This window comes from Fontisubflavum oceani (assembly GCF_030407165.1).
Lineage (GTDB): Bacteria > Pseudomonadota > Alphaproteobacteria > Rhodobacterales > Rhodobacteraceae > Rhodophyticola > Rhodophyticola oceani.
This window is the reverse complement of record NZ_CP129111.1, coordinates 3,193,659-3,218,022: the sequence shown is the minus strand read 5'-3', so window position 1 is coordinate 3,218,022 and position 24,364 is coordinate 3,193,659. Positions and strand designations below refer to the sequence as shown.

The window sequence follows — 24,364 nt, the reverse complement described above, 5'->3', positions numbered from 1 at the left end:
GCACTCTTTCTCTATCGGTCAGGCGAACAACGCGAAACGTCGGCGCAGGGGCGGTGTAACCACCATGCCCGCCACCATTGCAAGAAGAAAGAGCGCTCCGCCCCAACCACCCCAAGAAAGCGAGGCCAAGGCTGGGCCTGGGCAAAGACCGGCCAAGCCCCAGCCCATGCCGAAGAGCGTCGAGCCGACCACCACGTTGCGACCGAGCTTGTGCTGCGGCGGTGGCGGGAATGCGGTGCCCAAGATCGGCGAGGCGAATCTCCGCGTCATCCGCCAGGCCACGGCCATCGGAAGGATCGCGCCGCCAAGCACAAAGGCCAGGGTCGGATCCCATGCGCCGAAGATATCTAGCCAGCCCTGAACCCGGGTTGTGTCGGTCATCCCTGAGAGCATCAGGCCCAATCCAAAAAGGGCGCCCGCCAGCGCCGAGGCAAACATCCGCATCTCAGATCACCCCCAGAACATGGCGGAACAGCACCATGACGATCCCACCGGCCAGAAGGTAAAACACCGTCGCCACAATGCCGCGGATCGACAGGCGCGAGATGCCGCAAACCCCGTGACCCGAGGTGCAGCCATTGGCGATCCGCGTGCCGATGCCGACCAGAAGGCCAGCGGCGATGATCACCACCACATTTGTCGTCAGGTTGGTCGATCCCGCGCCGAAAAACAGCGCTACCAGAGCAGGTGCGCCGATCAACCCGCCCAAGAAGGCCAGTTTTTCGCGCCGATCGCTGCCTTCTGCCGATCCGTCGGCAATTGACCCCAAGATGCCACTGGCCCCCATGATCTTGCCATTGATCAGCAATAAAACCGCCGCTGCCGTGCCGATGATCAGCCCGCCAAGCAGGCCGTAAAGATAATGCAGTTCCATGCGCGCCTCGGGGTTAGAGCGTGTTCAAGGGCAGTTTCAGATACGAGGTGCCGTTGTCTTCCGGCTCCGGCATCTGACCTGCGCGCATATTGATTTGCAGCGAGGGCAGGATCAGGCGGGGCATGCCCAAGGTGGCGTCCCGCGTCTCTCTCATCTCGACGAACTCTTCGATCGGGCGGCCTTGGCCGACATGCACATTGAGCGCCTTTTGCTCGCCCACGGTGGTTTCCCAAGCATATTGGTCACGGCCCGGGGCCTTGTAGTCATGGCCGACAAACACCCGGGTCTCATCGGGTAGAGCCAGAATCCGCTGGATCGAATTATAGAGATCCGATGCCGAGCCGCCCGGGAAATCGCAGCGCGCGGTGCCGAAATCTGGCATGAACAGCGTGTCGCCGACAAAGGCCGCGTCGCCGATAACATAGGTCATGCAAGCGGGCGTGTGGCCCGGGGTATGCATGACGTCGCCGCGCATCTGGCCGACATGGAAGCTGTCTCCCTCGCCGAAAAGCGCATCAAACTGGCTACCATCACGTTGGAACTCGGTGCCTTCGTTGAAGATCTTGCCGAAAGTGTCCTGCACCACGGTGATGTTCTTGCCGATGCCGATTTTGCCGCCAAGCTGCTCTTGCAGATAGGGCGCGGCGGAGAGGTGATCGGCATGAACATGAGTTTCCAGAACCCATTGCACATCCAATCCTTCGGCCTTGCAATGTGCGATGATCTCATCGGCGCTGTCGGTTGTTGTCCGGCCGGAGGCCTGATCGAAATCCAAAACACTGTCGATAATAGCGGCGGCTTTCCCCGCGGGGTCGCGCGCCACGTAAGAGACAGTGTTCGTCGCGGTGTCGAAAAAGGGCGTGATCTCGGGATGCATCGATTTTTCCCCGGTTAAAGTTTACGTTGTCAACTATCTTGGGGTTTTTAGGCTCAAGGTCAAGCCTGTCTTATGCCCTTTGATCGAAGTCAAAGCTCAACGGTTCTGCGCAAGATAGCATGGGATAAGGGCGAAACCGCGCCGAGGCGGGCCCTGAGAGGAGGATCAAACGATGACAAACCTGGTTCAGCGCCGGCAACAACTGATGGATCGTTTGACCGCTTTGGAGGAGCGGTTGCATGAGATCGAGGATGAGCTCGATAGCCACCAATCCAAAGACTGGGAAGAACTGGCGACCGAACGCGAAGGCGATGAGGTGCTGGAACAGATGGGTGTCAGCGGTCAGGCGGAAATCCGCCAGATCAAGGCCGCGCTCGCCCGGATGGATGCAGGAGAGTATGGCGACTGCGTGAAATGTGGTGAAGTGATCTCGGAGGAACGATTGGACTTGCTGCCCTTCACGCCGTTTTGCCGCAAATGCGCCACCTGAAACGGATCGCGGGACGAGACACATGACGACCCTGGGGCGCTCGGGTAGAGGCGCTTTGTAACACGGGAGGTGACGACATGACTGAAGACCCCAAGGAAACCCCTCCACAAGAGGTGCATACCGAGCTTCGCAAGCTGAAAACGGCTGGCAAGGCAGAGGTAAAAACCGGCGTCGCAAAACGCTCGAAAGTGGCGGCTGCACAAGCCGAAGAGGACGATCTTCTGGATGATCTCTTCAACGATATGCCGGTTTGACGCAGACGACGTGCGCAACAGACGTTGTACGTCGATGATCAGACCGCGCGGGCGCGGTCGTCAGGCCGGGGAGCAAATCCCCGGCCTGTTTTGGTTTTACTCACCCAAGGCAATGCCTTCGCGGCGCGGGTCGGCCCCGCCTTGTAAGCCATCGTCACCAATCGCGATGACATGGATGCCGGAGTTGAGGCCGCGGATATTCACCTCATAACCCAAATCGGTCAAAGCCTCGGCAAAGCCTTCGGCCTCGGTACCTTCTTCCAGGTCATAGGTGCCGAAGCGGTTCACCAGATGCGGCATCGACGCGGCCTGTTGCACATCCATCCCCCACTCCAGATGCGCGAGGATCGTCTGCGCGACATAACCGATAATCCGGCTGCCGCCCGGCGAGCCCACGGCCAGGACCGGTGCGCCATCTTCCAACACGATCGTCGGCGCCATCGAGGAGCGGGGGCGTTTGCCCGGCTCGATCCGGTTGGCAATCGGGACGCCATCCACATGGGTGCGGAAGGAGAAATCGGTCAACTCATTGTTGAGCAGGAACCCGCCGGGCGCCATCAACCGCGAGCCAAAGCCGTTTTCGATGGTTGTGGTCATCGACAGCACATTGCCCTCTGCATCAACGATCGAGATATGGCTGGTCGAGGGCAGTTCGAGCGACTGGTCATCGGCCCAGAGCATCGCGTGATCCCATTCCGGATTGCCGGGGGCCACCTCGGGCAGCGCACCGAACCCATCGGTCCGATCCCCCGCGATCAGGCCCGCGCGTTCCTCGAGGTAGAACGGATCGACCAGGCCCGCCGTCGGCATCGGCACAAAATCGCTATCCGCCATGTAGCGGCCGCGGTCGGCGAAGGCCAGGCGGGAGGCATCGCCGATCAGCCGCCAAGTGTCAGGATCGGTTGGGTCCGAGATGTCGAAATTGTTCACGATCCCAAGGATTTGCCCAACCGTCAGCGCACCGGAGGAGGGCGGGCCCATGCCACAGACATCATAGGCGCGGTATTCGACACAGACCGGCGCACGTTCGATCACCTCATAAAGCGCAAGGTCTCGAAGCGACAGCAGACCCGGATTGCCCTCGGCGCTGCGCACGGTCTCGACAATCCCTTCGGCAATCGGTCCGCTATAGATCACCTCGGCACCCTCAGCGGCCATCGCGCGCAGCGTATCGGCATAGGCCTGGTTTTGCAGAAGCGTGCCTTCGGCCAGCGGCGTGCCGTTCGGCAGGAAATAGGCCGCAGTGGCCCGGAAGGTGGAGAGCCGCTCGGCATCTCGCGCGATGGAACCGGCCATCCGGGCCGAAACCTCAAACCCGTCTTCGGCATGGCTGATCGCGGCCTCAAACAGGCTGCCCCAGTTTGCCTCGCCCCACCGCCGATGGGCCTCTTCCATCAACGCGGGCGTGCCGGGCGTGCCAACGGACAGCCCGCCCACAACGGCATCGAAAAAGCCCAGTGGCTCGCCGTCTTCGTTTTGAAACAGGGTGGGGGTCACCGCCATCGGCGCGGTTTCGCGGCCATCAAGCGTGGTGATCTCGCCAGTCGCCGCGTCATACCAAACCAGAAACGCCCCGCCGCCGAGGCCCGAGCTTTGCGGCTCCACAAGGCCCAAGACGGCTTGCACGGCGACCATCGCATCCGCCGCTGATCCACCGGCGCGCAAAACATCCGCACCCGCTTCGACCGCAAGCGGATTGGCCGCGGCGACCATCCAGTTTTCGGCTGTTACAGGCTGCCCGGCATCGCGCGCTGCCATGGCATCCATCGCAGCCTGCGACAGTGCCATCGCGCCGGTTTCGGTGGCCCCCTCGGGTGCAACGGCATCGGCGGCGTCTTGCGCCAGCGCGAGGCTGGTCGTCAGCAAAAGGGCCGTGGTTGGAAAGAGAATGAGACGCATAAGGGACCTCCCGGTTGGCTATGTCGTTCGCGGTCATGCTGGTGTGGAACAGGTCTGACGGCAATACGCATCCGGGCAAAAAAGCGGACCTAAGATCACTTTTGCACGAGTCTTTTTTGGAAAGGCCCATTTTTCAGACTTTCATAGAGAGACTGAATTTATGATCAATACTCACGCAATTGCTCTGAGCAATGCGCGTTTCGGCAGTGCCGAAAGCGATGTCATCAATCTGAATGTTGCGGGAAACGCGCGGGTTTTTTGAGGGCGGCCGTCGCGGCGACGGGATCACTGATTAGAGAGCGAGGTCACGCGGGCCAATCAACTTGCGCCGTTCGACAGTAGCGATTTGCAGTTTGGCTGAATTTTAAAGAGATAACAGTCGGTTGGCAGGGGGTTAGCCGCCCATCACCACGCCGACCACCACACTCATCATGCCCAAGACCGAGGCCAGGACCGCGCCCATATTAATCGGCACGACACGCTGCAATCGGGCGCGCAGCTCACTATCGGAAAGCTTGGCCCGTTTCGCGCCGATGGCGACAACGATGCAGTATCCGATGGCCATGAGGCCCAAAATCGCAAGTCCGGTTCCGATCCAGATCAACAGTTCCATTGGCCACATTCCTCATCGTCAGAGTGTGTCAGTTTGCGCAATTTGCGCGCCGGGGTCCAGCATCACTTGCGGCTCCCAAGTGCGAGATGTAGAGCTTTGGCCCGATCCTGCGAACATAAAGGTCCCCAAGACATGATGGATGACGCTCAAACCCCCTCCGATAGCTACCGCGTGACCGCCGACGAGCTGCGGCAGTTCATTGAGCGTTTCGAGCGCTTGGACGCGGAAAAGCGGGATATCGCGGATCAGCAAAAAGAGGTCATGGCCGAGGCCAAGAGCCGAGGGTATGACACCAAGGTCATCCGCAAAGTCATCGCGCTGCGCAAACGGGAACCGGATGATATCGCCGAAGAAGAGGCGGTGCTGGAGATGTATAAAGAAGCGCTTGGGATGCGGTGATCGCCGGACGGGACGGTTAGGGCCTGATATAGGTCACGCCGGGCAAATCCGCGACATAGTCCATATCGGCCTCATAGGCCTCGGTCATCTGTTCGATCATCTCTTCGCTCCACCCGGGGGCGTCGAGTTCCTCTTCGATCGCATCTTCCAAGGCAAATTTGTCTAAAAATGCCGCTGCGATCCGGCGCCGTTGAATCTCGGTTTCGGGTGGATTCTGCGCCACATAAGCCTGCATCCGTTTGTATCCGGCCGGATCCATGATCGACTCAAGCAGATCATCAACGCCAGCCAACGACACATCATTGCCGATCCCTGCCAGTTCCCGCATCAATTGACCCCAAAGAAATGGGGTGTCCTCGTTGTTCCACGCCGTGATCTGGCAGTCGGGATGAGCCCGTTGCAACCGGCCCAGCATTTCGGACCAGGTCACCGCCCCGGGTTGCATGCCTTCGGTAAACTCATCGAAATCGGTGAACCGCGATGCTTTGAACAGGGCGGGAATCAAGGTGGCGGGGTCGCGCATCCCGATGAAGAATTCGACTTGCGCGTGCGGCACCAGATTGCGCAGCTTCGTCGTTTCGCGCTCAATCATCGGCCAGATTTGCACCCGCTGCACCATGAGACGGTTGATGCAGATGAAATGCGGGTCCGAGAGGACCAGACGTTCGCAGTCTTCCTCATCCATGATGGCATCAAGCAGCGCGTCTTGAATATCTTCTGATGCAGCAGCCCCTTCAGGGCCCGGCTCGCATCGCGGATCACTGAACGGTATCGACCGGGCGGTGGAACCACGACTCCCAAACCCGCCAGCTGCGCACGGTTCTGCAACAGCGATTTGATCAGCCGATCTTCGTCGGTGCAAGGGGCGCCGAGATGATAGACAACCTGCATATTGGGGGTGTTTCCAAACCGCTCTTTTTCCGTTGATCGCCAACTTATACGCCCGCCTCACCGGACGCAAACCCGTTCGCCAGATAAGGTGACCCACCCGGCATTGCGAAAACGCCCCTCGGCGTGGCATCAAATGAAATGGTCAGTCTTAAGGGGGACGGCCGGATTGGGGAGGAGGGGCCCGTTGTGAGCAAAACATCGACCATCGTTGCTCCGCCTGCTGGCGTGGTCGACGGTCTGGCGCGCTATATGCGCCCGGGTCTGCTCTATGGCGTCTTGCCGCTGGCGGTTGCGGCCATGGTTTTTACGCTGGCCTATCGGGTGTTTTTGTCCAATGAACTGACTGAGGCCGAGGGGCGCTTGTCGCTCTATCGCAGCACGGTTGTGGCCGAGCTTGAGCGCTTCTCACATCTAACCTTTGTCCTGGCGCGCGACCCGTTTGTGGTGGCGACGGCGACGGGCGCGCCGACCGAAACGCTTGATATCCGGCTGGCGGCCTTTGCGGAACAGGCGGAGCTTGATGCGATTTATCTGATGACGCCCGACGGGCTGACGATCTCGTCGTCCAACGCAAACGCACCGCAAAGCTTTGTCGGGCAGAACTATGCCTTCCGCCCCTATTTCCGGGACGCGCTCGCCGGACGGCAGGGCGAGTTTTACGGCATCGGCGCGACCACGGGGCTCCCTGGGTTTTTCATCGCTGATCCGGTTGTGGATGACGAGGGCGCGGTGGTCGGTGTCATCGCGCTCAAGCTCGATTTGATCCGGTTGGAAAACACCTGGCGCGAAGCTGGCGAGACGGTGGTGTTGGTCAATCAGGATGGGGTGGTGCTTCTCGCCTCCGATCCATCTTGGCGCTATCGGGCGCTCGCGCCGCTCAGCGCTGATCAACGCGCCCAAATCGCAGAGGCGCGGCAGTTTGACGGGCAAGACCTGGCACCACTCGACTGGACACTTCTGGGCGACACCAGGGCCGAGATTGCGGGCCAAGAGCAGATACATCTGACCACGGACCGGCTGCCGCATGATTGGGTCCTGCACTACTTTGCGTCTGACGAGCCTGCGGTGACGCGAAGCTGGCTCGCCGCCGGTCTCGCGATCATCTTGGGCGGCGCACTGCTGATCGCGTTTCAGCTGCGGCGCAATGTTCAGATCGAGGCCTCGCTGCGCCGGTCCGAGGCTGAAGAGGTTCTGCTGCGCCGCTCCAATGAACGCCTGGCGGTCGAGATCGAAGAGCGTCGCGCAGCCGAGCGGCGGCTGGAACGCACCCGTGATGAGTTGGCCCGCGCCAGCCGTTTGGCCGCTCTGGGCGAACTTGCGGCGTCGGTCACCCATGAGTTGGGCCAACCGATCACCGCAATGCGCAACCATCTGGCCGCCGCCGAAATGACCGATCCGCCCCGGTCTCAACCGGTTGGCCAATTAAGCGGGCTGGTCGAGCGAATGGCCGGGATCACCCGGCAGTTGAAGTTCTTTGCCAGCCCTGGGGCGGAGGCCTTGGAGCCTGTCGATTTGCGTGCGGCCATGGGCGAGGCGCTGACATTGGTGCAACCGAATATCGAAGCGGGCGGGGTTGCGCTTGAGACCACGTTGCCGGCCAATCCGGTGATTGTGCAGGGCAACAAGCTGCGGGTTGAGCAAGTGATGACCAATCTGCTGCGCAATGCCCTGGATGCGATGGAAGAAACGGATGACCGCGCATTGCGTGTCGAGATGGGCATATCCGGTCAGACAGCCTGGTTTGAGGTCCGAGATCGCGGCCATGGGCTGGGCGGCGCGGATCTGGCCGAGTTGCAAGAACCCTTCGTGACCAGCCGTGCGTCGGGGCAGGGGATGGGGCTGGGCCTCGCGATTTCGGCGGGGATCGTGAAAGAGCATCATGGGCGCATGACAGCCGAAAACCGCGACGACGGCGGCGCTGTGTTCCGCGTGGAGATGCCGGTGACAGAGGCGGTGGCATGAGCGCGCAAGATACATACAGCATTCTGATCGTGGATGACGACAAATCCATGCGCGTCTCGCTGATCAACTTGCTGGAGGCCGCGGGCTGGCGGGCCGAAGCGGTCTCGCGCGCGGCGCAGGTCGAGGCGCTTTGGCCCGAGTTGCAGCCCGACGTCATCCTGTCGGATGTGCGGATGCCGGGCATGTCTGGCCTGGAGCTTCTGGCCAGCCTTGATCACAATATCGCCCCGCCCTTGGTGCTGATCTCCGCCCATGGGGATATCCCGACAGCGGTGCAGGCGATGCAGGACGGGGCCTATAGTTTCGTAGAGAAACCTTATGAGCCGCGCCGTCTTCTGACCATCCTGCGCCATGCCGCCGAACAACACCGCATGGCCAAGGGCACCGAGCGGCTGAAAGTGCAATTGGCGCGCCTCTCCGGGCTCGATCGGCTTCTGATTGGTCAGACCGCAGAGATCGCCGGGCTACGCGAAGAGATATTGGACTTGGCTGAGATCGATATGCCGGTGCTGCTGCAAGGCGAGACCGGGACCGGCAAAGAACTGGTTGCCCGCGCTCTGCATGATCTGGGGCCGCGTGCCGCCGCGCCCTTCGTGCCGTTAAACTGTGCCGCGATCCCGGCGGATCAATTCGAGACGGAGATGTTTGGCATCAAAGGCAGCCATGCGGGTAAGTTGATCGCGGCCAGCGGCGGGACGTTGTTCCTGGATGAGATCAGCGCGTGCCCCCTGCCGGTTCAGGCGAAATTGCTGCGGGTGATCGAGGATCAAGAGATCACCCCGATCGGCAGCACGACGCCGGTTTCAGTGCGCTTCCGGGTCATCTCAGCCTCTAATCTCGACACCGAGCAGGCGGTGCAGGACGGCCATTTGCGCCAGGATTTGCTCTATCGGTTGAACACAATGGTGTTGACCCTGCCGCCGCTCCGGCACCGCCGTGATGATCTGGTGCTGCTTTACACCCATTTCCTGCAAGAGTTCGGCCAGGTTTATGAGATCACCCCACCGGAGCTTGGCCCCGAGGACGTGGCGGCCTTGCTGGCCCATGACTGGCCCGGCAATGTGCGCGAATTGCGCAACGCTGCCGAACGCCGGGTTCTGGCGGCCCGGCGCGGTGCGGGGTCAGTCGCGGCAGCGATCCAAAGCGATCCTCTTGTCGAAGATGTGCCCGAAACCCTGCGCGAGGCCGTGGCGGTGTTTGAGCGCGAATTGATCGGCAAAGCGATCCGCGCCCATCAAGGTCGGATGGACGCCGTCGCCGAAGCGCTTGGCATCGGACGGCGGACGTTGAACGAGAAAATCGTCAAGCTCGGCCTCGACAAAGATGCGCTGCTCTAAGCTCTGCGGATTTCCGCAGGGCAGGGCGGATCCTGTCGGCAAAATCTCTCATAGGCAAAGCCACACGAATCCGTGATGCTGCGCAGACCGACATATGCAGGATCCAGGGAGGAGACCCATGCAGAAGATTTTAACCGGAACCACCGCCGTCATTCTGTCCGCCAGTTTCGTGACTGAGGCGCTTGCCACCGAATGGAACGTCTCGGTTTGGGGCACACGCCGCGCGTTTACCGAACATGTGGAACGCCTGGCCGAACTGGTGTCTGAGCGCACCGATGGTGAGTTCACCATGAACATCTCTTACGGCGGCCTCTCAGGCAACCGCGAGAACCTAGATGGGATTTCGATTGGCGCGTTTGAGATGGCGCAGTTCTGCGCTGGCTATCACCGGGACAAAAACCCCTCGATCACCGTTTTGGAATTGCCGTTCCTCGGCGTGACCACGTTGCAGCAAGAACGCGAGATCAGCCAAGCGCTTTATCAGCATCCGGCGGTTCAGGCCGATTTGGCACGCTGGAACGCGACGCTGCTGATGCCGTCGCCCTTGCCGCAATACAACATCGTCGGCAGCGGTGATGCGCCCGCAACACTGGCCGATTTCGAGGGTCTCGCGGTGCGCGCGACCGGCGGCATTGGTGCCGCGATGGAGACCGTTGGCGCGGTCCCGACCTCGATGTCGGCCACTGAAGTGCGCCAGGCGATGGATAGCGGCGTTGTGACCGCCGTCAGCTTCGCGCCGCATGCCCATATGTCCTTTGGCACCATCGAAAACGGCACGTGGTGGACGACGAACCTCAACCCCGGCACCGTCAACTGCCCGGTTGTGGTGAATTCCGACGCGCTGGATATGCTTTCAGACGCGCATCGCGAGGTGCTTCTAGGTGCGGTGGACGAAGCGCTCGACCACTATGTCGAGTACTATGAAAACCAGACCATGGCCGCGTGGGGTCCGGCGCTGGACGAGCGTGGGATCGAACGCGTGACCTTCACAGATGAAGAGATTGCAGCCTTCCGCGAGGCCGCTGCTGCCCCCGCAGCCGCCGCCTGGATCGAAGAGAACACCGCGCGGGGCCTCCCGGCGCAGGAGCTTTACGATTACGTCACCGGCATGATCGCCGACGGCAGCTAAGCCAAACTCGACGAGCCCCGCCCGATCCCTCCAGTGGACCGGACGGGGCGCTTTCACGTCTCTTTTGAAAGGGGGCAGCCATGGCTGGTGCGTCTCTGGTACGGTCTGATGATAGCCAACTCAGTCGGTTGGATCAGACCTTGTTCCGGCTGGAGAAATTCCTCGCTTTGATCAGTGGGCTTGCGGTCTTCGCGCTGATGATCTTGGCCGTGATCTCGGTCAGCGGGCGGAATTTCATGAACCAGCCTGTGCCGGGCTATGTCGACTGGATCGAGCAGGCGATGCCGATCATCGCCTTCTTGGGCATTTCCTATGCGCAGCGCGAAGGCGGGCATATCCGGATGGACCTGCTGGTGGGGGCGCTGAAAGGGCGGGCGCTTTGGCTGGCCGAGCTTATCACGACATTGGCGATTTTGCTGCTGATGGCGCTTCTGGTTTGGGGCAGTTGGACCCATTTCCAGCGCAGCTTCGATTTCAACGCGCCGCTCTGGAGCCGCGATAGCTCGATGGATATTGCGCTGCCGATTTGGCCGGCCAAGCTTCTGGCGCCTGTGGCGTTTTCGGTGATCTGCCTGCGTTTGGTCTTGCAGATCGTGGCCTATACCCGCGCGCTGATCTCCGGCGCTACCGAGCCCGTGGCGGTGCCGCTGGTCGCCGATGCCGCGACCCAAGCCCGTTTGGAAGCCGACCATGTGTCGGGCGCAGATGATTAAGAGGCGGCAGAATGGATTCGATTGATATTGGCCTTTTTGTCACCGGTGGCCTGCTGGTCATGGTGGTCTTGGGCATGCGTGTCGCCTTTGCCGCGGGTCTCGCCGGTCTGGTTGGCCTGGTGTGGATTTTCTGGGCGCGCAGCGATTACGATTTAGAGCGCTTCTCTTGGGCGGTTGGCGTCGCGGTGCAAACCGCCGGGCAGGTGCCGCATTCGAAGATTTCCAGCCAGGCGCTGAGCTTGATCCCGACCTTCATCCTGATCGGATATCTCGCCTATTACGCCGGTCTGACCAAAGCGCTTTTCGAGGCTGCCAAACGCTGGATGGCCTGGGTGCCCGGCGGTCTTGCCGTCTCCACCGTCTTCGCCACGGCGGGGTTCGCGGCAGTCTCCGGCGCCTCGGTCGCCACCTCCGCCGTTTTCGCGCGGATCGCGATCCCGGAGATGTTGAAGATCGGCTATGACAAGCGTTTCGCGGCGGGCGTCGTGGCCGCTGGCGGCACGTTGGCCAGCCTCATCCCACCCTCTGCGATCCTAGTGATCTATGCGATCATCGTGGAACAGGACGTCGGCAAACTGCTGCTTGCAGGGTTCATCCCGGGCGCATTCTCCGCGATCATCTATGGTCTTCTGATCATCGGTCTGGCGCTGACCATCAAGAATTTCGGCCCGCCGGTGCGCGGCTTCACATGGCGGCAACGCTTCGAGGCTCTGCCGCCCGCTCTGCCGATCGTGTTTGTTGTCGTGATCATCATCTTCTTTGTTTACAACCCCTTCGGCGGCGATGCCTGGGGTACGCCTACCGAAGGCGGCGCGATCGGCGCCTTCGTTGTGTTCTTGATGGCGCTTTATCGCGGGATGCGGTGGGAACAACTGAAAGACGCGCTTCTGGAGACGGCCAAGCTCAGCGTGATGATTTTCACCATCATCTGGGGCGTCTTGATCTATGTGCGCTTCCTAGGGTTCGCCGATCTGCCAGGGGCGTTTTCGGATTGGATCACCTCACTTGAGATGTCGCCGATGTTGATCCTGATTTGCATCCTTCTGGCCTATGCAGTCTTGGGCATGTTCATGGATGCGATTGGCATGCTGCTTCTGACGCTGCCGGTCGTCTATCCTGCGGTGATGGCATTGAATGGTGGCCTCGATGTCTCGGCGGCAGAAAGTGCCTTCGGGATGAGCGGGCCGATGTGTGCGATCTGGTTCGGGATTTTGGTGGTGAAAATGGCGGAGTTCTGCCTGATCACGCCACCGATTGGGCTCAACTGCTTCGTGGTGGCCGGTGTGCGAGATGATATCTCGGTCCAAGACGTGTTCCGCGGCGTGACACCGTTCTTCATCGCTGACGGCATCACCATCGCGCTCTTGGTTGCGTTCCCTGGCATCGTGTTGTGGCTGCCGAGTTTGGTGTGAGCTACGTCGTCATCACGGCGGTCGACGTCCGGAGCACAACCTTTGGGCGATCTGATTGAGCGGGCCATCTGATTGACGTTGTTTGTGGGCTGGCCTTAGCTGCCAAGCCCACTGGCCTTATCCGCTCGCCGTTCTGGCCCTTGTCATCGGTACTTTCTGCCCACAATGTGCAGCAAAGGCGCCGTCCAAGACGCGCCCATTGTGGCTTGGGAGGGTCTAAATGGCGATAATCGTAGACAGTTATGGAGCGACACCAGCCCGGATGCGAGGGCGCTACACGTGACGTTACAGCAGCCTGATCTGGATCTATCGCCAGACGTCTCCGACGAAATTCGCCAAACCACCTGTTACATGTGTGCCTGCCGGTGTGGGATAAATGTCCATCTCAAGGCGGATGAAAATGGCGCGCCCAAGATCCGCTATATTGAGGGCAACCGCGATCATCCGGTCAATAAGGGGGTGCTTTGCGCCAAAGGGTCCGCCGGGATCATGCAGCATTATGCGCCGTCACGGTTGCAAGCGCCGCTGAAACGTGTCGGGCCGCGCGGATCGGGGGAGTTTGAAGAGATCAGCTGGGACGAGGCGCTTGAAACGGCTGTCTCTTGGTTGAAACCGATCCGCGAGACCGATCCAAAGAAACTGGCCTTTTTCACTGGTCGCGATCAGAGCCAAAGCTTCACCGGCTGGTGGGCGCAGCAATATGGCACCCCGAACTACGCGGCCCATGGCGGGTTCTGCTCGGTCAATATGGCGGCCGCTGGCATCTACACCATGGGCGGCGCGTTTTGGGAATTTGGCTCACCCGATTGGGAGCGGACCAAGATGTTCATGATTTTCGGCGTGGCCGAAGATCATGACAGCAATCCGATCAAGATGGGTCTGGGCAAGCTGAAAGCGCGCGGTGCTAAAGTGGTCGCGGTGAACCCGGTCCGCACCGGATATAACGCGATTGCTGATGAATGGGTTGGGATCACCCCGGGCACCGACGGGCTGTTCATTTTGGCCCTTGTGCATGAGTTGCTGAGGGCCGGGCAGATCGATCTGGACTACCTGATGCGCTACACCAATGCGGCGCATTTGGTGGTACAGAACCCGGGCGGGGCCGATCACGGGTTGATTGCCCGGGATGATGATGGCGCACCCCTGGTCTGGGACCGGCAAGAGGCGCGCGCCCGCCCGGCCTCCGAGATCAGCACACAAGCCGCGATGAAGGGCGAGGTCACACTCCCCGATGGCAGCCTAGCGGTGCCGTCTTTTGAGCTTCTGGCGCGGAAATATCTCGATCCACGTTATGCGCCCGATGCTGTGGCCGAGGAAACCGGTGTGCCGGCCGACACGATCCGCCATCTGGCGGCGGAACTGGCGCGCACCGCCTTTGACGAGGCGATCACCATTGATCAGCCGTGGACAGATATGCGCGGCGAGCGGCATGAGACGATGATTGGGCGTCCGGTGAGCTTCCATGCAATGCGCGGGATTTCGGCGCATTCTAACGGGTTCCAAACCTGCCGCGCGCTGCATCTGTTGCAGATTCTGCTGGGGTCGGTCGAATGCCCGGGCGGGTTCCGCTTCAAACCGCCTTACCCCAAGCCGGTCGCGGCGCATCCGACGCCGCATACCGAAAACCTTCCAAACGCGCCGCTGCCAGGGCCGCATTTGGGGTATCCCAGAGGACCCGAGGACCTGCGGATTGACGCCGACGGGCAACCGGAGCGGATCGACAAAGCGTTTTCATGGGAAGCACCGCTTTCGGTTCATGGGCTGATGCATATGGTGATCTCAAACGCGGTTGCGGGCGACCCCTACGAGATCGATACGCTCTTCCTCTACATGGCGAATATGGCGTGGAACTCATCGATGAACACGCGCGGCACGATGGAGATGTTGAGCGCGACACATGCCGATGGCAGCTACAAAATCCCGCATATCATCTATTCCGATGCCTATTCCTCGGAGATGGTGGCCTATGCCGATCTGATCTTGCCAGATACGACTTATCTGGAGCGTCATGACTGCATCTCGCTGCTTGACCGACCGATTTCTGAGCCCGATGCGGTGGCCGATGCGATCCGCTGGCCTGTGGTGGAGCCTGATCGCGATGTGCGCGGCTTCCAATCGGCACTGCTTGATCTGGGCGCGCGTCTGGGGCTGCCCGGATTTGTGACGGAGGACGGCGCGGCGGCCTATGCCGATTATGCCGACTACATTCTTCGGCATCAGCGCAAACCGGGGGTGGGTCCGTTGGCCGGGTGGCGCGGCGATGGCAGCGAAAACGGTCGCGGCGATCCCAATCCGGATCAGTTGCAGCGCTACATCGAAAATGGCGGCTTTTGGGAAAGCGAAATCCCGGAGGAGGCGCGGTTCTACAAGATGGCCAATGCGGCGTATCAGGATTGGGCCGTTGGGATGGGCTTCTTCGATGCGCCGCAGCCGGTGACGTTCGAGCTCTATAATGAGACATTGCGCAAGTTTCAGCTTGCCGCCGAAGGCCATGGTGACCGGCAGCCGCCCGACAATCTGAAAGACCAGATAGGTCAGAGTTTTGACCCGCTACCCACCTGGTATGCGCCCTTTGAAGGGGCCGGGGTGGAGCTTGCCGATTACCCGCTGCACGCGATCACGCAACGCCCGGCGGCGATGTATCATTCCTGGGGTTCGCAAAACGCCTGGCTCCGGCAAATCCACGGCCAAAACCCGCTTTATGTGCCGGGCGAGGTGATGGAGAGCGCCGGTTTGACCGATGGTGGTTGGGCCTGGGTGATCTCTCATCACGGCAAGATCAAAGTGCCGGTGCGGCGGACCGATGCGGCCAATGGCAAGACGATGTGGACCTGGAACGCGATTGGCAAACGCAAAGGCGCGTGGGCTCTGTCGCCGGGCGCGCCCGAGGCGACAAAGGGGTTTCTTCTCAACCATTTGATCAGCGAGCTTCTTCCTCCAAAAGGGGATGGGCTGCGTTGGGCGAATTCTGACCCGGTGACGGGACAAGCGGCCTGGTATGACCTGCGCGTGCGGATCGAACCGGCGGAGGCCGGGCCGCCCGAACCGCAGATCGAGGCGCAGGAAAGCCCGGTTGGAACAGCGGAAGGCGATGTGGCCTTTGGGGAGGAATGGACATGACCAGTTTGCCCGCGCCGTCCGATGTCAAACTCGGCCTCGTCATCGATCTCGACACCTGCGTCGGCTGCCATGCCTGCGTGATCTCCTGCAAGGAGTGGAATACTGGCGGCTATGGCGCTGCCCTGGGCGATCAAGACGCTTATGGCGACGCTCCGGTCGGTGCTTTTCTGAACCGGGTCCACACCTTTGAGGCCAAGCCCGAGGATGGCCCGGCCGCCGTCGTGCATTTCCCGAAATCCTGCCTGCATTGCGAGGATGCGCCCTGCGTCACGGTTTGCCCCACCGGGGCGAGCTATAAACGCGCCGAAGACGGGATTGTCTTGGTGAATGAGGATGCCTGCATCGGCTGCGGCCTCTGCGCTTGGGCTTGCCCTTATGGCGCGCGGGAAATGGACCCGGTTGAGAAGGTGATGAAGAAATGCACCCTCTGCGTTGATCGGATTTACAACGAGAATATCCCCGAGGAAGACCGGGTGCCGTCCTGCGTCCGCACTTGCCCGGCAGGCGCGCGGCATTTCGGTGATCTGGGTGATCCAGACTCGGATATCTCGCAATTGGTCGAGACGCGGGGCGGGTTTGACCTGATGCCCGAGCAGGGCACCAAACCGGTGAACAAATATCTGCCGCCGCGACCGAAAACCGTGACGCCGGTGCCGGAATTGCCTGACCTGACCGATTTGGCCGCGGGCCGCGCAGAGGAGAAGGCCGATGGCTTTTTCGGCTGGCTCGACCGTGCCCTGGAGAAACTCTAATGCATCCAGCCTATTCGATCATTTTCTTCACCGTCAGCTCCGGTGCCGGGTTCGGGCTCTTGGCCGCTTTGGGGCTCGCGGCGTTTTTCGGACTGCCACCGCTTGGCGTGGTTTATTGGGCGGGCTTTATCCTTGGCTTCGGGCTCTCGGGTGCCGGGCTGATTTCCTCCACCTTTCATCTGGGGCATCCGGAGCGGGCCTGGCGCGCGCTGAGCCAATGGCGCAGTTCTTGGCTGTCCCGCGAAGGGGTGTTGGCGATTGTCACCTTGGCCATTGCGGGCCTCTTCGCGCTGATCTTATTGATCGGCGGCGCGGGGCAGATATGGGGCCTGCTCACCGCCATCCTGTCTTTGGTGACGGTCTACTCCACCTCGATGATCTATGGGCAGCTCAAGACCGTCCAACGCTGGTCGCAGTCTCTGACACCGGTGATGTTCTTGAGCTTCGCACTGGCCAGCGGAGCGTTGCTCTATGCCAGTCTGCGGGTGATGGCCTATGGCGGTGGCGGGATCCTCCCGACTCTGGCCGCGCTTCTGATCTTTGTGGCTTGGGTGGTGAAACTGCTCTGGTGGCGGCGTGGCGATGAGGCACCGGCACTGTCGACCCCGGATAGCGCGACCGGGCTTGGCCATATGGGCCGCGTGCGGATGCTGGAAGCACCACACACCGGCGGCAATTACCTCTTGAAGGAAATGGGGTACAAGGTGGCGCGCAAACACCAGGCCAAGCTGCGCCAGATCGCGATTGCGCTTGGCGGTGCGCTACCGCTGGTCGCCACGCTTCTGGCCTCATGGGGGGTCTTGCCCGGGCTCTTCATGGTGATCGCGGTTCTGGCGTTTCTCGGCGGGCTTTTGGCCGAACGCTGGTTGTTCTTTGCCGAGGCTGAACACGCGGTGATGACCTATTACAACCGGGGTTAGAGGTCGATCTCGACCACACCGTCGGGCACCGCAGCCCTGGATTGACAGAGGATCATCGCGTCCTTGCGCTGCGCTTTCGACAGCACGAAGTCGCGATGCTCCACTTCGCCAGAGATCACGCCGCATTTGCAGACCCCACAGATGCCGTCGGAACATTTTACATCCACATGGATGCCATTTTCAGCCAGCACATCTGTGGCGGGCTTGTCCGCCGGAACAAGCAGCTCTCGGCCATCTTTCAGGCGCAGCGTGAAATCGTGGTTTTCGTATTCCGGCAGGTCGGGGACGGAGAAATACTCCAAATGCCGCGCCTCTTCGGGTACGCCCGCGCGCTCGGCGCTGTCCATCACCGCGCCCATGAAAACCTCGGGGCCGCAGGTATAGATATGGGTGCCTTCTGGCGCTGCTTTCATGATTGTGTCCAGATCAGCCCGCGTCCCTTCATCGGAGATATGCAGATGTAGGTTATCGGCCCAGGGGATCGCCGCAAGATCGTCCAGGTATCCCGCCGAGCGTCTTGATTTTGTGCAGTAATGCAGCGCGAAGGGCTTGCCCAAAGCGTGCAGCCGATGCGCCATGGCGATCATCGGCGTGATCCCAATGCCGCCGCCCATCAACACGCTGAACGGGGCCTCCTCGACCAGCGGGAAATGGTTGATCGGTTTCGAGATGAAAATCCGCCGCCCTTCGCTGAAAATCCGATGCATCAGTTTCGAGCCGCCCCGGCCGCCATCCTCCCGCAGCACGCCGATCTGATACTTGGACCGGTCCGCCGGGTTGCCGGACATGGAATACTGCCGCAGGAATTCGGGCGCGACCACGATGTCGAGATGCGCACCCGCGGTCCATTCGGGCAGGTCGCCGCCATCGGGGTTGCGGAATTCGTATTTGGTGACATCCGCCGTCATCGCCTCAGACTTTGCGACGACCACCTGCAAGACCGGACTGTCGCCATCATTTGTGTAGCGGTGGACCACGCTTTCGTCGCCGTCCGCCAATCGGGTCTGGTACTCCTCGGCCGTGACCATGGCCTGATAGGCTTCGATCCCGGCTTCGCGATCCATGGGGAACGGGTAGGGGTAGGGATGCGGGGCCAGCGGGGCGGGGTAGACCGCCAGCGTCTGATCCTCGTATCTCAGGTCCAGATCGCGTTGCAGATCGCGGGCATTCACCTTGTGCTGAGTCGGGCGATAGCCGCCATCCTCCTCCAGCTCCAAATCCCACCACCATTTTTTGACCGGGTTCAGCCCGCCATTGCCAACCATATCGTCGAGCTTGGCCAGCGCCGGGGCGGCGGCGGGCATGTTCATCGCGGCCCATCGGAACGGTTTCTCGGCGAAAAGCCCCTCCAGGTTCCAGGGACAGGTCTTCATGCAGCGCCCGCACATCGCGCCGCCGAGCGTAGTAATCCGGTAACTGGCGCAGCGTTCGCTATCGGATTTCCAGATCTCATAGCCATTGAACATCAACTTCGGCCCGGCGGTGATCGCGCCGGAGGGGCATTCGCGGGCGCATTTGTTGCAGCTGTCGCAAAATTTCTGCATGCCGAAATCAATTGGTTTGTCATGGGCGAGCGGCATGTCTGTCGTCACGACGCCAGATTTCAGGCGCGGGCCGAGGAACGGATTCAGGATCACTTCGCCGATGCGGGAGACCTCGCCCAGGCCAGAAAGCAGCAAAAGCGGCGGCTGTAGCACCTCACCATCCATCACTGAATGGGCTTTCGCCTTGTAGCCCAAGTTCCTGATCTGCTTGGCAATCACACCCCCAAGAAGCGAGAAACGCAGATAGGCCCGCATGCTCTGTGCGACGCTGATCCAGTCATCGCCCGAAGCGCCCTCCATCGTCTCGTATCCCTGATCGATGATCATCGAGATCGCTTGATCATGGGGCGGGTCGATCGGTTCGCCACGCGCGTCATGCGAGTACCAGGTCCAATCCGGGCAGCGGCTGATGCCCACGGCGTCGACGCCGAGGAAATAGCTTGCGGCTTTGATTGCCTCGGCATTGGCCTGAGCATCGCCCGGGCGCGGGCCATCCTCAGATGCCCCGTCTTGTAGGAGCACGAACGCCCCCAGCATCCGCCGCTGCGCCATGGAGGGGGCGGCTTTGCGCACATAATATCCGCCCGTGGCCGCTGCTTGGTTCGATTTCCCCATGTCGCCAAACTGGGCGCGGGCGAACATGTCGGCGCGTTTCGGGACGCGGGCCACATTGGCCTCGTCGATATAGGTGGTTGGTGTCTCGACCCGCTTTAGCGTCTCAAACGGGTGAGGGCCGTTGACGAAGTCGCGTTTGGCGAACGGGTCACCGTTCAGGGCCGATTTGGCGAAGCCCTTACCAACCCACCAGGCCGGGCCTTTGGTCTTGAACCAGGGTTGTTCTGCGAGTGGGACCAGCGGCTGATCAACCGTCAGGTCGAAATCGGTCGTCACGATGGCCACGCCAAACCGATCGCCCAGATAGGGGCTTACCAGCTTGCCGTCTTCCCAAGTCGCAAGCCCCGCCGCCACGGTCAGCCGGTTTAGATCTACATCGGCCGAGGTTGCCGTGTGAGCTTTCGCATCCCAGCCCAGGATGCGGATGTAATTGGCGAGGACCACGGCGGTTTCGGTGGACCGCAGACAGGCGCGATGCGCTTGCGCGTCTTCCAGCCATGCCGTGCCAGGCTCCTCTGGGCGCGGGTCGCGTGGCATTTCGTAAAGATAGACAATCGCGCGGCTGTGGCTGTCGATGGTGCTGGGCGGGGCTTCGGCGGCCTCTTTCAGATCGGCCATGATCATGTCGATGCCGGAGGCCAGTGTCTTGGTCTGTTTGGTGCGCAAGTCATGGGCCAGCGCGTCGATGCCCGGGTTGCGGTAGGGCTGATCAAGGCGCGCGGCCTCTGGGATTGGCCCAACACCCACCATCGAGGCGTCGGCGAAATAGCCAAAGGCTTTCAGGTGGTTGGCGCGTTCTGTTGGATCGGCGGGGCAGTCGGCACGGGCCTTGTTGACCAAGCCGTCGCGGATCGCGTCCATCATCGCCTGATATTCCGTCATCGCGTTCACGATGGAGTGCGGCACCTCAGCGCGTGTGAAATCGAGCGGTTGAAACAGCGGCACTTGGTCAAGGTCCGGCATCGGCCCACGGGCCAGTCTTTCGAGCGGATAGGGACCCAAATGGACCGGGCGTTTGGCGTCGGAAAAGAACCGGATAGTCATGCGTGACGTGCGCCTCCCAACGCTCGTTGTGATTGCAACTATTACCTGTCTCAGCGCCAGGGACCAGAGGCCTCACAAGAAATCTATTGACGAATTTTGGATCGATCCAATAAAGATGTGGAACGTTCCAATTTGAGGTGAGTCGCGTTATGATCTGGAACGATGGGAGGATGTCTGAATGAAATGGGGTCTGATCGGGGCCAGTACGATTGCCGCCGAGCATATGATTGGCGCATTTCGGGCGGTCGAGTGTGGCGAGGTTGTTAGCGTTTTGTCATCCAGCCCAGATCGCGCGGCGTCTTACGCGGCGGGGCATCGGGTTGCCCATGGTTTGAGCGATCTGGACGCGCTTCTCGGCGATGACCAAATCGACGCCGTTTACATTTCCACCACCAATGAAAAGCATTTCCCGCAAGCCATGGCCGCGATTGCAGCGGGTAAACATGTGCTTTGCGAAAAGCCGCTGGCGATGCATGTCGCAGACGCCGCCAAGATGGTGCGCGCGGCGGAGGAGGCGGGGTTGGTCTTTGCCACCAACCATCACTTGCGCAATGCGGGCAGCCATCTGGCGATCCGCGAGGCGGTGCAGGCTGGGCGGATCGGGGATGTGTTGAGCCTGCGCGTCTTCCACGCGGTCTATCTGCCACCGCATCTGCAGGGCTGGCGGCTCGATAATCCGGGCGCGGGCGGTGGCGTGATCCCCGATATCGTGGTCCATGACGCCGATACGGTGCGGTTTCATCTCGGCGAGGACCCGGTGGATGTGGTCGCCATCGCGACCAGTGCCGGCATGGGGCAGGGCGTTGAAGACAGCGTGATGTCGGTCTGGTCGATGCCATCGGGCGCGACCGTGATGACTCATGAGAGCTTCACCCACCGCTTTGCAAAATCGGGGTTTGAGATCCATGGCACCGAAGGCTCGATTGTCGCGCGGAATGTGATGACGCAGCAGCCGGTGGGCGAGATTATCCTGACCACTGAGGCCGGGACGGAAGCGCTGAGTTTCAGCACCCACAATCTTTATCACCGCGCGATCGGCCTGTTCTGCGATGCGGTGAATGGGCAGGGGCGACCATCTGCCGATGGGGCTGATGGTGTGAAGTCTCTTGCCGTCGCGGCGGCAGTGACCAAAGCGGCGGAGACAGGTCAGCGGACCGCCGTCGACTATGGCGGGATCTGAGTAATGGGTAAGATCGTTTCCGGGGCCGAGGCCGTTGCGCGGATCAAAGATGGGGCGGTGGTGACCGTCTCCTCCTCCTCCGCTTTGGGCTGCCCGGATGCGGTTTTGCGGGCCATCTGCGCGCGGTTCGAAGCCGAAGGGCATCCGCGTGACCTCACCACGATCCACCCGATTGCGGCGGGGGACATGTATGGCGTGAAAGGCGTCGACCACATCGCGCACGATGGTTTGCTGAGCACGATTATCGGCGGATCGTACCCGTCCGGCCCGTCCAATCTGCCGATGCCCGCCATCTGGCAGATGGTCGTCGAGAACCGCGTCGCCGCCTACAATGTGCCCTCCGGCATTCTCTTCGACATGCATCGGGATGTGGCGGCGCGGAAGCCCGGTGTCTTGACCAAAGTCGGCCTGGAGACCTTCGTTGACCCGATCCGCGAAGGCTGCGCGATGAATGATCTGGCGGCGGATCGCCCCATCGTTCATCGGCAGGAGTTTGGCGGCGAAACCTGGCTGCATTTCCCCAACATCGTCCCCGATGTGGCGATCATCCGGGCGACCACGGCCGATGAGAGTGGCAATCTGACCTATGAGCATGAGGGCGCGACGCTTGGCGGGTTGGATCAAGCGATTGCGGTCCGAAACTATGGTGGCCTGGTGATTGCGCAGGTCAAACGGGTGACGGCGGCAGGCTCGCTCCGCCCCCATGACGTGCATGTGCCCGGCCATCTGGTGGATTTGATCGTGGTCACGCCGGATCAGAAACAGACCACCGAAACCGCCTATGACCCGGCGATTTCCGGCGAGGTGATGCGGCCTTGGGAGAGTTTCGCGCTGGCCGAGCATAATGTGGAAAAAATCATCGCCCGCCGCGCGGCGATGGAATTGCAGGCGGGCCAAACCGCCAATCTGGGTTTTGGGATTTCCGCGATTGTCCCGCGCATTCTGCTGGAAGAGGGGCAGGCGCAAGCCGTGACCTGGGCGATCGAACAGGGCGCGGTGGGCGGCATGCCACTCACCGGGTTTGCCTTTGGCTGCGCCTCGAACGCCGATGCCTTTGTGCCGAGCCCGAACCAGTTCACCTATTTCCAGGGTGGCGGCTTTGACGTCTCGTTCCTGTCGTTCCTCGAGGTCGATATCGAGGGCAATGTGAATGTCTCAAAGCTTGGGAAAAAGCCTTACCTGACAGCCGGTTGTGGTGGGTTTGTCGATATCACGGCGCATGCAAAGAAGATCGTGTTTTCCGGGTATTTCGAGGCGGGCGCGGGCCTGTCGCTGACCGAGGCGGGGCTGAGCGTCTCTCAACCCGGCAAGTTCACCAAAATGGTTGAGGCTGTCGAGCATGTGACCTTCGCGGGGCAACGGGCCCTGCACCAAGGCCAAGAGGTGCTTTACGTCACCGAGCGCTGCGTGATGCGGCTGACCGAGGCCGGTCTGCTCGCGACCGAAATCATGCCCGGGATCGACCCGGAACGGGACATCGTTGTGGCCTCAGAGGGGCGGGTGACGGTCTCCGATGATGCGACCGCGATGCCGCTCAGCCTGTTGTCGGAGCAGCCGATGGGGCTGACGTTATGAGTGCGGTGCATCTGCATATGGGATCAATCGCCCGGCTGGAGCTGGACAATCCGGCCAAGCTCAATGCCTTTACACCCGAGATGCTCGCGGCCCTGGAGGCCCATTGCGCGACGCTCGATGCGGACTCGTCGGTTCTGGGCGTCCTGCTCACCGCCGCACCGGCCAAAGCCTTCTGCGCTGGCGCGGATATCCTTGCCTGGGGTGGTCTCAGCCCCGCCGATTTCGCGCGTCATTGGGTGCGCGACGGGCACCGGGTCTTTGATAGGCTGGCGCGACTTTCGAAACCGACGATTGCGGTGCTCCATGGGCATGCGTTTGGCGGCGGGTTGGAACTGACGGCGGCCTGCGACATCCGGGTGATGGCGCCGGAGGCGAGTCTGGCCTTGCCGGAGACTTCGGTGGGCATCGTGCCGGGCTGGTCCGGCACGCAGCGGCTCTTGCGGCTTTTGCCAGAGCCGGTTCTGAAAGAGATGGCGCTTTTTGGGCGATGGTTGGATGCGGAGCGGGCGTTGGCGCTCGGCTTCGTCGCCGACGTAGCAGATGACCCGCTGGCGGCGGCTGAGGCTATCGCAGCGCGCTTGGTTCAAACCAGCCCGCGCGCCACCGAAGTGGCAAAATACCTGATCCATGCCGCCGCCGATGAAGACCGCGCGGCCGTTACTGAGGCGCTTGCCGGCGGGATGATTGCCGCCAGTGCCGACAAGGCCGAGGGCGTCGCCGCCTTCACCGAGAAACGCAAACCAGATTTCCCTGGGACGTAAGTG

At 61.3% G+C, this 24,364-nt stretch carries 21 protein-coding genes; 14 read left to right on the top strand and 7 right to left on the bottom strand.

What is annotated here, in order from left to right; translation table 11 throughout:
• Nucleotides 1–18 precede the first annotated feature (18 nt).
• From QTA57_RS16335 to QTA57_RS16325, 3 genes are read right to left on the bottom strand one after another with little or no spacing between them, the layout of a single operon-like run.
• Complete coding sequence (locus tag QTA57_RS16335) at nucleotides 19–444, bottom strand: DUF6691 family protein (RefSeq protein WP_290152507.1); 426 nt, start codon at nucleotides 442–444, stop codon at nucleotides 19–21.
• Nucleotide 445: 1 nt separating this feature from the next.
• Nucleotides 446–874 (bottom strand): YeeE/YedE family protein, encoded by a 429-nt coding sequence (locus QTA57_RS16330; protein WP_171558454.1) that lies wholly within the window; start codon nucleotides 872–874, stop codon nucleotides 446–448.
• A gap of 13 nt (nucleotides 875–887) precedes the next feature.
• On the bottom strand, nucleotides 888–1,751 hold the full coding sequence (locus QTA57_RS16325; RefSeq protein WP_145210070.1) for an MBL fold metallo-hydrolase: 864 nt from the start codon (nucleotides 1,749–1,751) through the stop codon (nucleotides 888–890).
• Between the two features lie 172 nt (nucleotides 1,752–1,923).
• Here QTA57_RS16325 and QTA57_RS16320 point away from each other — a divergent pair, with 172 nt between their 5' ends.
• A complete protein-coding gene (locus QTA57_RS16320) occupies nucleotides 1,924–2,241 on the top strand; it encodes a TraR/DksA family transcriptional regulator (RefSeq protein WP_145210067.1) in 318 nt (105 codons plus the stop codon).
• A 77-nt stretch (nucleotides 2,242–2,318) separates the two neighbouring features.
• Nucleotides 2,319–2,495, top strand: a complete 177-nt coding sequence (locus tag QTA57_RS16315; RefSeq protein WP_171558455.1) for a hypothetical protein — start codon at nucleotides 2,319–2,321, stop codon at nucleotides 2,493–2,495.
• A gap of 96 nt (nucleotides 2,496–2,591) precedes the next feature.
• Here QTA57_RS16315 and ggt read toward each other — a convergent pair whose 3' ends face one another.
• Both ggt and QTA57_RS16305 read right to left on the bottom strand, forming a co-directional pair.
• The gene (gene ggt / locus QTA57_RS16310; protein WP_290152503.1) at nucleotides 2,592–4,394 is read right to left on the bottom strand and encodes a gamma-glutamyltransferase; all 1,803 of its coding nucleotides are present in this window, start codon (nucleotides 4,392–4,394) and stop codon (nucleotides 2,592–2,594) included.
• A 394-nt stretch (nucleotides 4,395–4,788) separates the two neighbouring features.
• Nucleotides 4,789–5,007: a hypothetical protein gene (locus tag QTA57_RS16305; protein WP_145210061.1), complete on the bottom strand. Its 219-nt coding sequence runs from the start codon at nucleotides 5,005–5,007 to the stop codon at nucleotides 4,789–4,791.
• Nucleotides 5,008–5,139: 132 nt separating this feature from the next.
• Here QTA57_RS16305 and QTA57_RS16300 point away from each other — a divergent pair, with 132 nt between their 5' ends.
• Nucleotides 5,140–5,406, top strand: coding sequence for a DUF2312 domain-containing protein (locus QTA57_RS16300; RefSeq protein WP_407933486.1), 267 nt, complete (start codon nucleotides 5,140–5,142; stop codon nucleotides 5,404–5,406).
• A 16-nt stretch (nucleotides 5,407–5,422) separates the two neighbouring features.
• Here QTA57_RS16300 and QTA57_RS16295 read toward each other — a convergent pair whose 3' ends face one another.
• Entirely contained in the window at nucleotides 5,423–6,091 is a 669-nt protein-coding gene (locus QTA57_RS16295; protein WP_290152501.1) for a hypothetical protein, read from the bottom strand.
• 392 nt (nucleotides 6,092–6,483) lie between these two features.
• On the opposite strand from QTA57_RS16295, the gene QTA57_RS16290 reads away from it, so the two are divergent.
• The 8 genes from QTA57_RS16290 to QTA57_RS16255 all read left to right on the top strand — a co-directional run bounded on the left by QTA57_RS16290 (nucleotide 6,484) and on the right by QTA57_RS16255 (nucleotide 17,642).
• Entirely contained in the window at nucleotides 6,484–8,259 is a 1,776-nt protein-coding gene (locus tag QTA57_RS16290) for a sensor histidine kinase (protein ID WP_330696726.1), read from the top strand.
• A complete protein-coding gene (locus tag QTA57_RS16285) occupies nucleotides 8,256–9,596 on the top strand; it encodes a sigma-54-dependent transcriptional regulator (RefSeq protein WP_290152499.1) in 1,341 nt (446 codons plus the stop codon). Before QTA57_RS16290 ends, QTA57_RS16285 begins: the two co-directional genes overlap by 4 nt.
• Before the next feature lie 118 nt (nucleotides 9,597–9,714).
• Entirely contained in the window at nucleotides 9,715–10,725 is a 1,011-nt protein-coding gene (dctP, locus tag QTA57_RS16280; protein WP_290152498.1) for a TRAP transporter substrate-binding protein DctP, read from the top strand.
• An 80-nt stretch (nucleotides 10,726–10,805) separates the two neighbouring features.
• A complete protein-coding gene (locus QTA57_RS16275; protein ID WP_290152496.1) occupies nucleotides 10,806–11,438 on the top strand; it encodes a TRAP transporter small permease in 633 nt (210 codons plus the stop codon).
• Between the two features lie 11 nt (nucleotides 11,439–11,449).
• Entirely contained in the window at nucleotides 11,450–12,850 is a 1,401-nt protein-coding gene (locus QTA57_RS16270; protein WP_290152494.1) for a TRAP transporter large permease, read from the top strand.
• Between the two features lie 279 nt (nucleotides 12,851–13,129).
• On the top strand, nucleotides 13,130–15,970 hold the full coding sequence (locus QTA57_RS16265) for a molybdopterin oxidoreductase family protein (protein ID WP_290152491.1): 2,841 nt from the start codon (nucleotides 13,130–13,132) through the stop codon (nucleotides 15,968–15,970).
• Nucleotides 15,967–16,722: a 4Fe-4S dicluster domain-containing protein gene (locus QTA57_RS16260; RefSeq protein ID WP_290152490.1), complete on the top strand. Its 756-nt coding sequence runs from the start codon at nucleotides 15,967–15,969 to the stop codon at nucleotides 16,720–16,722. The genes QTA57_RS16265 and QTA57_RS16260 overlap by 4 nt, the downstream gene beginning before the upstream one ends.
• Nucleotides 16,722–17,642 (top strand): dimethyl sulfoxide reductase anchor subunit family protein, encoded by a 921-nt coding sequence (locus tag QTA57_RS16255; protein ID WP_290152488.1) that lies wholly within the window; start codon nucleotides 16,722–16,724, stop codon nucleotides 17,640–17,642. The genes QTA57_RS16260 and QTA57_RS16255 overlap by 1 nt, the downstream gene beginning before the upstream one ends.
• Here the strand turns inward: QTA57_RS16255 and QTA57_RS16250 are convergent.
• A complete protein-coding gene (locus tag QTA57_RS16250; protein WP_290152487.1) occupies nucleotides 17,639–20,845 on the bottom strand; it encodes a reductive dehalogenase in 3,207 nt (1,068 codons plus the stop codon). The genes QTA57_RS16255 and QTA57_RS16250 overlap by 4 nt on opposite strands.
• A 178-nt stretch (nucleotides 20,846–21,023) precedes the next feature.
• On the opposite strand from QTA57_RS16250, the gene QTA57_RS16245 reads away from it, so the two are divergent.
• From QTA57_RS16245 to QTA57_RS16235, 3 genes are read left to right on the top strand one after another with little or no spacing between them, the layout of a single operon-like run.
• Nucleotides 21,024–22,025, top strand: a complete 1,002-nt coding sequence (locus tag QTA57_RS16245; RefSeq protein ID WP_290152485.1) for a Gfo/Idh/MocA family protein — start codon at nucleotides 21,024–21,026, stop codon at nucleotides 22,023–22,025.
• Between the two features lie 3 nt (nucleotides 22,026–22,028).
• Entirely contained in the window at nucleotides 22,029–23,600 is a 1,572-nt protein-coding gene (locus QTA57_RS16240; protein WP_290152483.1) for an acyl CoA:acetate/3-ketoacid CoA transferase, read from the top strand.
• The gene (locus tag QTA57_RS16235; RefSeq protein ID WP_290152482.1) at nucleotides 23,597–24,361 is read left to right on the top strand and encodes an enoyl-CoA hydratase/isomerase family protein; all 765 of its coding nucleotides are present in this window, start codon (nucleotides 23,597–23,599) and stop codon (nucleotides 24,359–24,361) included. The genes QTA57_RS16240 and QTA57_RS16235 overlap by 4 nt, the downstream gene beginning before the upstream one ends.
• The last annotated feature ends 3 nt before the right edge of the window (nucleotides 24,362–24,364 follow it).

Bases quoted from the DNA above. Each gene is read 5' to 3' on its own strand.
- QTA57_RS16305 (WP_145210061.1), bottom strand. From the start codon at position 5,007: ATGGAACTGTTGATCTGGATCGGAACCGGACTTGCGATTTTGGGCCTC.
- QTA57_RS16325 (WP_145210070.1), bottom strand. From the start codon at position 1,751: ATGCATCCCGAGATCACGCCCTTTTTCGACACCGCGACGAACACTGTC.
- dctP (WP_290152498.1), top strand. From the start codon at position 9,715: ATGCAGAAGATTTTAACCGGAACCACCGCCGTCATTCTGTCCGCCAGT.
- QTA57_RS16300 (WP_407933486.1), top strand. From the start codon at position 5,140: ATGATGGATGACGCTCAAACCCCCTCCGATAGCTACCGCGTGACCGCC.
- QTA57_RS16330 (WP_171558454.1), bottom strand. From the start codon at position 874: ATGGAACTGCATTATCTTTACGGCCTGCTTGGCGGGCTGATCATCGGC.
- QTA57_RS16285 (WP_290152499.1), top strand. From the start codon at position 8,256: ATGAGCGCGCAAGATACATACAGCATTCTGATCGTGGATGACGACAAA.
- QTA57_RS16235 (WP_290152482.1), top strand. From the start codon at position 23,597: ATGAGTGCGGTGCATCTGCATATGGGATCAATCGCCCGGCTGGAGCTG.
- QTA57_RS16240 (WP_290152483.1), top strand. From the start codon at position 22,029: ATGGGTAAGATCGTTTCCGGGGCCGAGGCCGTTGCGCGGATCAAAGAT.
- QTA57_RS16245 (WP_290152485.1), top strand. From the start codon at position 21,024: ATGAAATGGGGTCTGATCGGGGCCAGTACGATTGCCGCCGAGCATATG.
- QTA57_RS16255 (WP_290152488.1), top strand. From the start codon at position 16,722: ATGCATCCAGCCTATTCGATCATTTTCTTCACCGTCAGCTCCGGTGCC.
- QTA57_RS16335 (WP_290152507.1), bottom strand. From the start codon at position 444: ATGCGGATGTTTGCCTCGGCGCTGGCGGGCGCCCTTTTTGGATTGGGC.
- ggt (WP_290152503.1), bottom strand. From the start codon at position 4,394: ATGCGTCTCATTCTCTTTCCAACCACGGCCCTTTTGCTGACGACCAGC.
- QTA57_RS16315 (WP_171558455.1), top strand. From the start codon at position 2,319: ATGACTGAAGACCCCAAGGAAACCCCTCCACAAGAGGTGCATACCGAG.
- QTA57_RS16270 (WP_290152494.1), top strand. From the start codon at position 11,450: ATGGATTCGATTGATATTGGCCTTTTTGTCACCGGTGGCCTGCTGGTC.
- QTA57_RS16295 (WP_290152501.1), bottom strand. From the start codon at position 6,091: ATGGATGAGGAAGACTGCGAACGTCTGGTCCTCTCGGACCCGCATTTC.
- QTA57_RS16320 (WP_145210067.1), top strand. From the start codon at position 1,924: ATGACAAACCTGGTTCAGCGCCGGCAACAACTGATGGATCGTTTGACC.
- QTA57_RS16260 (WP_290152490.1), top strand. From the start codon at position 15,967: ATGACCAGTTTGCCCGCGCCGTCCGATGTCAAACTCGGCCTCGTCATC.
- QTA57_RS16250 (WP_290152487.1), bottom strand. From the start codon at position 20,845: ATGACTATCCGGTTCTTTTCCGACGCCAAACGCCCGGTCCATTTGGGT.
- QTA57_RS16275 (WP_290152496.1), top strand. From the start codon at position 10,806: ATGGCTGGTGCGTCTCTGGTACGGTCTGATGATAGCCAACTCAGTCGG.